The sequence below is a fragment of the Streptomyces sp. NPDC059853 genome, from assembly GCF_042731495.1.
In the GTDB taxonomy this organism is placed as follows: Bacteria; Actinomycetota; Actinomycetes; order Streptomycetales; family Streptomycetaceae; genus Streptomyces.
The window spans coordinates 1-10,861 of the sequence record NZ_JBHWJL010000170.1; the positions used below are offsets into that span (position 1 = coordinate 1).

11 protein-coding genes and 1 pseudogene are annotated in these 10,861 nt (G+C 73.0%); 3 read left to right on the forward strand and 9 right to left on the reverse strand.

The genetic code is table 11. The annotated features are described in order from the left end of the window. The 7 genes and pseudogenes from ACFV5N_RS17925 to ACFV5N_RS17955 form a co-directional block, all read right to left on the reverse strand. Positions 1-1,171, reverse strand: a pseudogene (locus ACFV5N_RS17925) (transketolase); the annotation flags it as partial. After that, entirely contained in the window at positions 1,171-2,040 is an 870-nt protein-coding gene (locus ACFV5N_RS17930; RefSeq protein ID WP_385600472.1) for a phosphogluconate dehydrogenase C-terminal domain-containing protein, read from the reverse strand. The pseudogene ACFV5N_RS17925 and the gene ACFV5N_RS17930, both read right to left, overlap by 1 nt. Next, positions 2,037-2,840, reverse strand: a complete 804-nt coding sequence (locus tag ACFV5N_RS17935; RefSeq protein WP_385600475.1) for a sugar phosphate isomerase/epimerase family protein — start codon at positions 2,838-2,840, stop codon at positions 2,037-2,039. Before ACFV5N_RS17935 ends, ACFV5N_RS17930 begins: the two co-directional genes overlap by 4 nt. Then, positions 2,840-3,601: a triose-phosphate isomerase family protein gene (locus ACFV5N_RS17940; RefSeq protein ID WP_385600478.1), complete on the reverse strand. Its 762-nt coding sequence runs from the start codon at positions 3,599-3,601 to the stop codon at positions 2,840-2,842. The genes ACFV5N_RS17935 and ACFV5N_RS17940 overlap by 1 nt, the downstream gene beginning before the upstream one ends. Next, a complete protein-coding gene (locus ACFV5N_RS17945) occupies positions 3,601-4,080 on the reverse strand; it encodes a ribose-5-phosphate isomerase (protein WP_385600481.1) in 480 nt (159 codons plus the stop codon). Before ACFV5N_RS17945 ends, ACFV5N_RS17940 begins: the two co-directional genes overlap by 1 nt. Before the next feature lies 1 nt (position 4,081). Then, the gene (locus ACFV5N_RS17950) at positions 4,082-5,827 is read right to left on the reverse strand and encodes a dihydroxyacetone kinase family protein (protein WP_385600483.1); all 1,746 of its coding nucleotides are present in this window, start codon (positions 5,825-5,827) and stop codon (positions 4,082-4,084) included. After that, positions 5,824-7,218 carry an MFS transporter gene (locus ACFV5N_RS17955; RefSeq protein WP_385600486.1) on the reverse strand — a complete coding sequence of 465 codons (1,395 nt, stop codon included), beginning with the start codon at positions 7,216-7,218 and terminating at the stop codon, positions 5,824-5,826. The genes ACFV5N_RS17950 and ACFV5N_RS17955 overlap by 4 nt, the downstream gene beginning before the upstream one ends. A 239-nt stretch (positions 7,219-7,457) precedes the next feature. Here ACFV5N_RS17955 and ACFV5N_RS17960 point away from each other — a divergent pair, with 239 nt between their 5' ends. Beyond that, a complete protein-coding gene (locus ACFV5N_RS17960; RefSeq protein ID WP_385600488.1) occupies positions 7,458-8,213 on the forward strand; it encodes a FadR/GntR family transcriptional regulator in 756 nt (251 codons plus the stop codon). A 27-nt stretch (positions 8,214-8,240) separates the two neighbouring features. On the opposite strand, the gene ACFV5N_RS17965 is transcribed toward ACFV5N_RS17960, so the two are convergent. Further along, positions 8,241-9,179, reverse strand: coding sequence for a zinc-binding dehydrogenase (locus ACFV5N_RS17965; protein ID WP_385600491.1), 939 nt, complete (start codon positions 9,177-9,179; stop codon positions 8,241-8,243). Positions 9,180-9,281: 102 nt separating this feature from the next. Between ACFV5N_RS17965 and ACFV5N_RS17970 the strand changes: the two genes are divergently transcribed. Beyond that, positions 9,282-9,821, forward strand: a complete 540-nt coding sequence (locus ACFV5N_RS17970) for a hypothetical protein (protein ID WP_385600494.1) — start codon at positions 9,282-9,284, stop codon at positions 9,819-9,821. Positions 9,822-9,827: 6 nt separating this feature from the next. Here the strand turns inward: ACFV5N_RS17970 and ACFV5N_RS17975 are convergent, their stop codons facing one another. Then, complete coding sequence (locus tag ACFV5N_RS17975) at positions 9,828-10,241, reverse strand: DUF2000 family protein (protein ID WP_385600497.1); 414 nt, start codon at positions 10,239-10,241, stop codon at positions 9,828-9,830. A gap of 73 nt (positions 10,242-10,314) precedes the next feature. Here ACFV5N_RS17975 and ACFV5N_RS17980 point away from each other — a divergent pair. Beyond that, on the forward strand, positions 10,315-10,861 hold a 547-nt coding region (locus ACFV5N_RS17980; RefSeq protein ID WP_385600499.1), incomplete at its 3' end, for an AraC family ligand binding domain-containing protein.

Genomic DNA, 10,861 nt, shown 5'->3' on the forward strand with positions numbered 1-10,861 from the left:
CGGAGCCGCCCCACAGCTCGGGGATCACCGCGCCCAGGGCCTTGAGGACCTGGCCGGACGCCGCGCGGGTGGCGACCTTGGTGCCGGTCTCGAAGGAGGGGAGTGCGGATTCCCAGCCCGCGGGGAGTCCGCCCGCGCTGATGCGGTCGAACTGCGCCGCCCGCTCCGGCTGTGCGGTGCGCCAGGCGGCGAGGTCCTTCTCCCAGGCGGAGCGGGCTTCCCGGCCGCGGGTGAGGGCGCCGCGCGCGTGCGCGATCACCTCGTCCGCGACCTCGAAGGACTGATCGGGGTCGAAGCCCAGCGCCCGCTTGGTGGCCGCGACCTCCGCCTCGCCCAGCGCGGCGCCGTGCGCGGCCTCGGTGTTCCGCGCGTTCGGGGCCGGCCAGGCGATGATCGTGCGCAGCGCGATCAGCGACGGCTTGTCGGTGACGGCCTGCGCCGCGAGGACGGCGGCGTGCAGGGCGGCGGGGTCGATGTCCCCGTTCTCCAGGGGTTCCACCCGCTGGACGTGCCAGCCGTACGCCTCGTAGCGCAGGGCGGTGTCCTCGGAGACGGCGGTGACGGTGTCGCCCTCGATCGAGATGTGGTTGTCGTCCCACAGCATGATGAGGTTGCCGAGCTTCTGGTGCCCGGCCAGCGACGACGCCTCCGCGGCGATGCCCTCCTGGAGGCAGCCGTCGCCCGCCACGACGTACACGAAGTGGTCGAACGGCGAGGTGCTGGCCGGTGCTTCGGGGTCGAACAGGCCGCGTTCGTACCGGGCGGCCATCGCCATGCCCACCGCGTTCGCGACGCCCTGCCCGAGCGGCCCGGTGGTGGTCTCCACCCCGGCGGTGTGCCCGTACTCCGGGTGCCCCGGGGTCAGCGAGCCGTGGCGGCGGAACGCCTTCAGGTCCTCCAGCTCCAGGCCGAACCCGGCCAGGTACAGCTGGATGTAGAGGGTGAGGGAGGCGTGCCCGGCCGACAGGACGAACCGGTCGCGGCCCGTCCACGCCGGGTCGGCCGGGTCGTGCCGCATCACCTTCTGGAAGAGGGTGTACGCGGCCGGGGCCAGGGTCATCGCCGTGCCCGGGTGGCCGTGGCCCGCGTGCTGCACGGCGTCGGCCGCCAGCACGCGGGCGGTGTCGACGGCCCGGCGGTCGAGCTCCGACCAGGTGAAGTCGGCGGTCATCAGCGCTTGATTTCCTTGATCTTGAGCATCCGGGTGATGACCTTGTCCAGTTCCTCGTCCTCGAAGACCTTCTTCCAGTCGTCGCGGACGATCGACTCGCGGCCGTAGTCCATGGCGATCAGGCAGGCGTCCGAGAACGGGTTGGAGCCCTTGAGGGTGTTGGCCAGCGCCACCTGGGTGTGGCCCAGCAGCATCGCCCGGGCGGCCTTCTCCGGCACGCCGACGGTGTGGATGGTCTCGTGCAGCGCCTCGGTGAGCAGGGCGCCCACCATGCAGGCGATGGTCTCCACCAGGGTGGGCTCCAGGACGGCGAGCTGCTTGACCGTCACCCAGTGCACGTCCACGACCGGCGCGTACATGACGCGGATGACGGACTCGGCCAGCTCCTGCTTGGCGGCGTCCCCGCCCTCGTACGCGGCGACGACCTCCTGCGGCGCGGCGATCCCGCCGAAGGTGTCGGCCCACTCCTCCTTGGTGGTGCGCTCCAGGAACACCGAGGGGTGGCAGGGGTGGGCGCACGCGTAGTGGATGTCGGCGCGCTCGTGCAGCAGTCCGGCGTAGGCGGCGGCCGGGTCCAGGGTGAGGACGACGGTGCCGGGCTTCATCAGCGGGACGAGGTCGGCGGAGACGGCGCCGAGGACGACGTCCGGTACGGCCAGGATGACGACATCGGCGCGGGCCGCGGCGTCGGCGGACTCGGTCAGCTCGCGGCCGAGGCCGCGGATCAGCTCCTGCCCCTGGGGGGACGCCTCGCTGAACAGCACCTGGAAGTCGCTGTCGACGAGGTTGTTGGAGACGCGCTGGCCCATCTTGCCGGCGGCGCCGATCACGGCGACGGTGGGGGTGGTGGACGGGGACTCGGTGGTCATGACGCGCTCCTCAGAAGGGTGGTGATGCTGTGCCGGGTCCACTGGTCCTCCCGGCGTGCGGTGGCTTCGAAGCCCTCGTCCTGCCAGGGCAGCCAGTGTTCGACGATCTGGTTGATGCCGCGCTCGTGCGGCCGGACGGCGGCGATCATGCCGTCGTAGTCCAGGAGTCCTTCGCCCAGCGGGCAGCCGGCGTAGGTGAAGCCGATCCAGCCGTCGCGGCGGGTGAAGGAGAAGTCCTTGACGTGGATGTTGACGACGTACGGGGCGGTGGCGGCCACGACGTCGGCGGGCCGCTCCAGGCGGGCCACGCTGTTGCCGGGGTCGAGGACGACGCCCAGCTGCGGGCGGTCCACGCCGCGGACGACGGTGAGCAGGTCGTCGGTGGAGACCTGTTCGTAGGTCTCCAGGCCGAGCGTGACCCCGCTCGCGGCGTACCGCTCGACGGCCGGGGCCAGCAGGGCCACCGCCTCGTCGGTGCCGGGCCGGTGGTCGGCGGTGTTGAGCATGGAGCGCACCAGGGTGACGCCGAGGGCGTCGGCGATCTCCAGGTAGCGCAGCAGGTGCGCGGTGCGCACGCCCCGGGTGCCCAGTTCCAGGCGCAGGCCCAGGTCGTCGGCGGTAGCCCGCAGGTCGGCGAGCCGGGCCGCGTCGTACCCCTCGATGAGCGGGTAGTCGCAGATCTGGAAGACCTCGCCGCCCAGGGCCTTGGTGTCGGCGAGCATCTCGGGGAGGGTGAGCGGGCGCGGGGCGCGCTCGGAGATCCGCCAGAAGTACGCGTAGGTGCTGATGCCGTACGCCATCACGCCACCGCCAGTTCGTCGAGGATGGTTTCGACGGCGGCCACGTCGTGGGCGAACCGGCCCAGGAAGAGGCCGCCGGCGGCGGGCGCGATCCGGCCGAGCAGGCCGGGTCCCGCGCTGCCGCCGTAGATGACGGTGGAGCCGGCGTGCTGCGGCTGGGCGTCCAGCCAGGCGCGCAGCCCGGCGCACACGGTGGTGATGTGCTCGGCGGAGGCCGGCTCGGGCGCGCCGATGGCCCACTGGGGCTCATAGGCGACGGTGACCGCGCCGGTGAGGCCGGACAGCAGGCGCTCGGTTTCGGCGACGGTGCGGCGGGCGGCCTCGTCGGGGGCGACGCGGTCGCGTTCGCCGACGCACAGCACGGGGGTGAGGCCGTTGCGCAGGGCGGCGGCGGTCTTGGCGGCCACCACGGTGTCGCCCTCGCCGTACAGCCGGCGGCGTTCGGCGTGGCCGACCTCGGCGTAGGCGCAGCCGATCTCGGCGAGCGAGGGGCCGCCGACCTCGCCGGTGTAGGGGCCGCTGTCCTCGGTGGCGATGTCCTGGGCGCCGACGGCGACGCCGCTGCCCTCCAGGACGGCGGCGACCGGCACGATGGCGGGGAAGGCGGGCAGCACGAACAGCCGGGCGGCGCCGGAGGTGGTGACGGGGTGGCGGGCGGCGAGCCGTCCGACCTGTTCCGCCCAGCGCAGCGTCTGGTGGTGGCCGAAGTACATCTTCAGGCTCACCCCCAGCAGCACGGGCGGGGTACCGGGTGTGGACATCAGGCGGCCTCGGTCCCCGGCCGGTCCTCGTAGTCGCACATCAGCTGGACCTTGCCGGCCGACGCCGAGGCGGTGTCGAAGCGGTAGGTGAGCCATTCGCGGGCGAGGCGGCGGGCCAGTTCGAGGCCGATGACGCGCTGCCCGAAGGTGAGGACCTGGGCGTTGTTGGAGAGGATGGCGCGTTCGACGGAGAAGGAGTCGTGCGCGGTGACGGCGCGGATGCCCTTGACCTTGTTGGCGGCGATGGCCACGCCGAGGCCGGTGCCGCACACCAGCAGCGCGCGGTCGGCGTCGCCGCGCGCGACGATCTCGGCGGCGGCGATGGCGATGGTCGGGTAGGCGGTGTGTCCGTCGGCGTCCACGCCCACGTCGGTGACCGAGGCGACCAGTTCGCTGACCTCCAGATCCTTCTTGAGGGCTTCCTTGTACTGGTAGCCGGCGTCGTCGCAGCCGATGACGATGCGGAGCGTGTCGGTCATCTCAGTGTTCCTCGGTGGTGTCGGACAGCGCGCCGTGGACGGCGCGGACGATCAGGGCGAGCGAGTGGGCGCCGGCGTCCGGGGTGCCGAGGGACTTCTCGGCGTGCGGGCGGGCGCGGCCCATCTGCGGCAGCAGATCGGCGGTCGCGGCGGCGGCCTCGGCGGCGGCGGTGGCGGCCCGGTCCCAGGCGGCGGTCAGCCGGTCGCCGGTGCCGGTGGCGGCGGCGAGGGTGTCGGCGAACGGCACCAGGACGTCGACCATGGTCTTGTCGCCGACGCGGGCGCCGCCGACCCGGCGTACCTCCTCGCTCGCGCGGGTGACCCCGGCGGCGACGCCGGCGGCGGTGGGGCGGTGCTCGTCGCCGAGGGCGTCGCCGAGCGCGTGCAGGATGGTGCCCCACAGCGCGCCGGAGGTGCCGCCGGCCCGGTCGGCCCAGGCGTCGGCGGCCCGGTGCAGGACGGTCCCGGCGCCCGCGCCCCGTTCGGCGGCGTCGCGGGCGGCGGCGTCGGCGGCGGTGGCGCCGCGCAGCATGCCGATGCCGTGGTCGCCGTCGCCGGCGACCGCGTCGATGCGGCCGAGTTCGTCGGCGTGCTCGGCGACGGTGGCGGCGACGGCGCGCAGGGCGGCGGCCGCGGTGACGGCGGCCGCGCGGGAGTCCGCGGTGCCCTGGGGGAGGGCGTCCTCGGTCTCCGGCGCGCTCTCCGTCACCGCTGCGGCGGGCGCGGCCACGGCGGGCGCGACGGCGCCCTTGCGGAGGGCGGGGGTGTCGGCGGGCGCGGTCCACAGCGGTTCGAGCTGTGCGTCGAGCCAGGTGAGGGTGAGGGAGACGCCGGCCATGTCGAAGCTGGTGACGAGTTCGCCGACCTCGGGCTCCACGACGGTGACGCCGGCTTCCTCCAGCAGTTGGGAGACGCGGCGGTAGACGACGAACAGTTCCTCGTACTTCACGGAGCCGAGCCCGTTGAGGATGACGGCGGCGCGCTGTCCTTCGGGCGCGGTGACGCCCTGGGGCAGTTCCTTCAGCAGGCCGGCCACCAGCAGTTCGGCGGCCTCGTCGGCGGTGGGCAGGATCGCCTCGCCGATGCCGGGCTCCCCGTGGATGCCGAGGCCGACCGCCATCCGCCCGGCGGGGACGGTGAACAGCGGCTCGTCGGCGCCCGGCAGGGTGCAGCCGGAGAAGGCGATGCCGAAGGAGCGGGTGCGGGCGTTCGCGTGGGCGGCGATCCGTGCCACCTCCTCCAGCGGCTGCCCGGCCTCGGCGGCGGCCGCCGCCGCTTTGAAGACCGGCAGGTCCCCGGCGATGCCACGCCGTTTGGCGCTCTGGTCGGCCGGGGCGCTGGAGATGTCGTCGGTGACGGCGAAGGTGGCGGTGGGGACGCCCTCGGCGTTCAGCCGGTCGGCGGCCTGCCCGAAGTGCAGGACGTCGCCCGCGTAGTTGCCGTACATCAGCAGGACACCGGCGCCGCCGTGCGCGGCCCTGGCCACGCTGCGGACCTGCTGGGCGGAGGGCGAGGCGAAGACGTTGCCGACCGCCGCGCCGTGGGCGAGGCCGGCGCCGACCAGGCCGGAGAAGGCCGGGTAGTGGCCCGAGCCGCCGCCGATGACCACCGCGACCTGCCCGGCCGGGGTGCCCCCGGCGCGGACCACGCCACCCGTCACCGGGCGGACCCAGCGGCGGTGCGCGGCGACGAACCCGGCCAGGGCCTCGTCGGCGAAGTCGGCGGGGTCGTTGAACAGCCGGGTCATCGGGCGGCCTCCACGGGCTCACGGCTCCCGCCGCCTTCGCCGTCGCTCGCACCGGGGACGGGCCCGGCGGTGCGGCGCTCGCGGGCGGCCAGGGAGACGATCAGGACGGCGGACAGCAGCATGAAGAAGCCGACCAGGTACAGGGACGCGGTGTAGCTGCCGGTCCAGTCCTTGACCCAGCCGGTGATGTAGCTGGAGCCGAACCCGGCGATGTTGCCCATCGTGTTGATCAGCGCGATACCGGCGGCGGCTGCGGCCCCGGTGAGGTACCGGGAGGGCACGGACCAGAAGACCGGCAGGGCGGCGAAGATCGAGCACGCGGTGACGGTGATCACGGCGACCGTGGCGGCGGGCGAGCCCATGTACAGGGCGAGCGGGATGGAGAGACCGCCGACGACGGCGGGTCCCGCGATGTGCCAGGTGCGGGTGCCGTGCTTGGTGGCGTGCCGGGTCCAGAAGTAGAGGACGATGGCGGCGGGCAGGTAGGGGATGGCGGTGATCCAGGCCTTGTCCATCACGGAGAAGGTGGTGTCGAACTGCTCCTGGAAGCCGCTGATGATCGTCGGCAGGAAGAACGCGAGCGCGTACAGGCCGTAGACGAAGCCGAAGTAGACCAGGGACAGGACCCACACCCGGGCGTTGCCGAAGGCGGCCTTGAGGGCGTCCTTGCCGTGGCCGGTGCGGGCGCCGGTCTTGCCCTCGCTCTCCTCGGCGAGCTTGGTGGTCAGCCACTCCTGCTCTTCGCGGGTGAGCCACTTGGCGTCGGTGGGCTTGTCGCTGAGGTAGAACCAGGCGACGACACCCAGCACGATGGCGGGGAGCGACACGAACAGGAACATGACCCGCCAGCCCTCCAGGCCGAACAGCCCGTGGTGGCCGATGAGCCAGCCGGCGAGCGGGGCGCCGAGGACGGTGGTCAGCGGCTGGGCAAGGTAGAAGAGGCCCAGGACCTTGGTGCGGTGCCGGCCGGGCACCCACTGGCTGAGGAAGAGGATCGCGCCGGGGAAGAAGCCGGCTTCGGCGACACCGAGCAGGAAGCGCAGCACGTAGAGCTGGCCGCTGTTGTCCACCCAGGTGAACAGCAGCGAGACGATGCCCCAGGTGACCATGATCCGGGCCAGCCAGCGGCGGGCGCCGAACCGGTGCAGGGCCATGTTGCTGGGCACTTCCAGCACGATGTAGCCGAGGAAGAAGATCCCGGACGCGAACCCGAACTGGGCGGCGGTCAGGGCCAGGTCCTCTCCCATGCCGTTGGGCTCGGCGAAGGATATGGCCGTGCGGTCCAGGTAGTTCACGAAGAACATCAGTGCCACGAAGGGCACCAGGCGGATCGAGATCTTCCGGATGGCGGATCTCTCCACCGGCGTGGTGGCGGGGGCGACAGCACCCATGGTGACTCCTCGGCTCGCCGGACAGCTCCGTCCGGGTGGGTCCTTCCGGCAGTGCCCTGAGCGGCGGCTTCTGCCGGACTGCGGACACGCTAAGCCTCGACTGGTAAATTGGTCACCAATTCTCCGAGGTGATGAATGTCACATAACCGACTGTATGACCCCACTTGACGTTCTGCTGAACATTTCGGATGGATTGCGGCCTTGGCTGCGAGCGCCGTCCATCTGGTGTACTGGTCTGCGTGACCACCCAGTCCGATCAGCAGACCCCCGCCGCCGCGCCCGACTTGGCCCAGCTCCTGCGCCCCGTGGTGCGCGAGTCCTCCGTCAGCGAGGTCGCCAAGCGGCTGCTCGACCATCTGACCTCGGGCGACATCCGGCCCGGCACCCGGCTGCCGGCCGAACGCCAGCTGGCCGAGGCCCTGGGAGTGGCACGCTCCAGCGTGCGCGGCGCGCTGTCCGCCCTGGACGTGCTGGGCATCATCGAGATACGGCCCGGCTCCGGGTCCTATGTCCGGGAAGGCACCTCGGAGTTCCTGCCCCGCGCCATCAACTGGGGCCTCATGCTGGGCCAGCGGCGCACCCGCGACCTCGTCGAGGTGCGCACCCACATGGAGGCCGTCTCCGCCCGGCTCGCCGCCCAGCGCACCTCCGACGCGGACGTGGCACGGCTGGAGGAACACCTCCAGCACATGCGGGAAGCGGGCGGCGACGCCAAGGCGTTCATCGAGGCGGACATCGCCTTCCACCTGGAGACCGCCCGCATCGCCGGGAACACCGTCCTCAGCGACATCCTGCACAGCATCCGGGCACTGCTCCAGGTGTGGATGGAACGCGTCAGCGACATCGAGGGCACCGTCAGCGGCACCCTGTGCGAGCACGACGCCGTCCTCGCCGCGATCCGCGACCGGGACCCGGAGGCCGCCGACCGCGCGATGGCCGAGCACATGCGGATGGCCAACGCGCGGCTGAGCGCGGCGATGGAGCAGGAGAACTGAACCGCCCCGCCCCCGCCGGAGTGCCCGTCAGACCGTGAAGACGATCTTCCCGTAGAGGTCGCCCGCCCGCATCCGCGCGAACCCCTCGCGCGCCCGGTCCAGCGGCAGCACCGTGTCGATCAGCGGCCTGACCCCCTTGGCGGCGCAGAGGCTGAGCAGCCCGGCCAGCTCCTCCTTGGTGCCCATGGTCGAACCGGCGACCGTCAGCTCCAGGAAGAAGATCCGCTGGAGCTCGGCGGCGGGCGGGTTGGGCCCGGTGGTGGTGCCGGAGATCACCAGCGTGCCGCCGGGACGCAGCGACTTCACCGAGTGCGACCAGGTCGCGGCGCCCACCGTCTCCAGCACCGCGTCCATCCGGTGCGGCAACCGGGCGTCCGGCGCGAACACCGCCTCCGCGCCCAGCTCCAGCGCCCGGCGCCGCTTGTGCTCCTCCCGGCCGGTCACGAACATCCGCAGCCCGGCGGCGGCACCCAGCACGATCGCGGCCGTCGCCACTCCCCCGCCCGCGCCCTGCACCAGCACACTGTCCCCCGGCCGCACCCCGGCCTTGGTGAACAGCATCCGGTACGCCGTCAGCCAGGCCGTCGGCAGCGCCGCCGCCTCCTCGAACGACAGCTCCGGCGGCTTCGGCAGCACATTGCCGGCCGGCACCGCGACCCGCTCCGCGAACGTCCCCTGGTACTTCTCCGACAGCAGCGTGCGGCGCGCCCCGCCGATCACCGGGTACACCACGACCTCGTTGCCGTACTCGTCCGTCCCGGCCGCGTCGCAGCCCAGGATCATCGGCAGCGACCCGGAGCCCAGGCCCACCCCGCGCAGCGACCACAGATCGTGGTGGTTGAGCGAGGCGGCCCGGACCCGGACCACCGTCCAGCCCGGCGGCACCTGCGGCTCGGGCCGCTCCCCCAGCTCCAGCGCGGACAGCGGGTCATCGGCGTCCAGACGTGCGGCATAGGCGGCAAACATGAGGTCAACGCTATCGTCCGGGCGTTCCGTACGGGGGCACTTCGGTGGGACGATGAGAGGTCGCCTCCGTCCGGGGGCACGAGGGGCTTCGGGGAGGCAGAGATGGGCACTGTCTTTCTGCGGCGGCTCAGCCGCTGGCAGGCGGAAACGCAGCGCGAACAGCTCGCCGACATCCACGGCGCGGCATACCGCGACGCCTACGGCACCCTGCCGCTGGAGCGGCAGGACTTCATCCGGCGGCTGACCGAGCACGACGTCCAGCAGGAGGACTTCGACCTCGTGCTGGCCAGTGATCCGGCGCTGGTGGGCGCCGCGTACGGATTCCGGGTGGAGCGGGACTCCGCCTGGTGGCGGGAGTTCCAGGACGTCCCCGCCGAGATCGACGAACTCGCCGGCTCCCGGCAGGTCTTCGTGGTCGCCGAACTGATGGTGATCCCGGCCCGCCGGCGCGAACGCGTCGCCACCCGGCTGCTGACCGACCTGCTCGCCCGCGCCAACCCGGCGGTGGCGCTCGCCCTGCTGGAGCCGGGCGACAGCACCGCGCGCACCGCGTACCAGTCCTGGGGCTGGACCAAGAGCGGCCAGCTCGCCCCGCTTCAGGCACCGCCGAAGGAGGTGTGGAGCCGCGTCCTGGCCGGCTGACCGGGCTCAGCCGTGCAGCTTCAGCCCCTTGATCACCTTGTCGACCGGGGTGCGCGCCCCGTACAGCCCGATCCCCACCAGGTTGAGCTTCTCCGCCTCGACGGCGCGCACCGCCGCCCGGTTGTCGGCGTCGTGCCCGGTGGCGAACATGTCCTCGGTGTAGACGGCCGCCGTCAGCCCCCGGGACAGCGCCCGGGCGTGGGTGCGGGTCAGCGCGGCGGCGTCGGCGGCGAAGACCAGCACCGGCTCGCGCAACAGGGCGAGATAACGGTTCCCCGAGGCGTCCTCGTACGGGCCGGCGCCCATGACGTCGTCGGTGGCGTGGGCCACGCCGGAGGCGAGAAAGGCGGTCACGTTCAGCTTCTGCCAGTCCGCGAGATCCTCGCGGACCACCAGGGCGATCTTGGTGTCGAAACGCATGGCCCCGATCCTGCGCCGTCCGCCCGGTGGACGTCTTGAACGCTGGTGCGGCGCGCGCGGCACACTCGGCGGGGTGAGCGGCACGACACACGCGGAGGACTGGGTCCGCTACTGGCGCGACCCCGAGCGCCCGCTGGAGGCCATGCGGGCGCACTTCACCCGGCACGTCTTCCACCGGCACAGCCACGACGCGTACTCCTTCGCGGTCACCGAGTCGGGCGCCCAGCGCTTCCGCTGCCGGGGCGCGGAGCACACCAGCAGCGCGGGCATGGTGATGGCCTTCAACCCGGACGATCCGCACGACGGGCGGACGGCGGCGGAACTGGGCTTCACCTACCGCATCGTGCATCTGCACCCGTCCCTGGTGCGCGAGGTGCTGGCGGACGCGGCCGGCGGGCGGGAGCGGGGACTGCCGCTGTTCGACCGCCCGGTCCGGTACGCGCCCGCGCTGGCCCGCGCGCTGCTGGGGCTGCACCACGCGCTGGTGGCGGGGGCGGGCACGCTGGTGCGCGAGGAGCGGCTGAGTTCGGTGGTGACCGCGCTGGTGCGGGAGGCCGCCACCGCACGGCCCCGGCTCCGCACCGCCCCGGCGGGCGGCACGGCGGCGCGCCGGGCCAAGG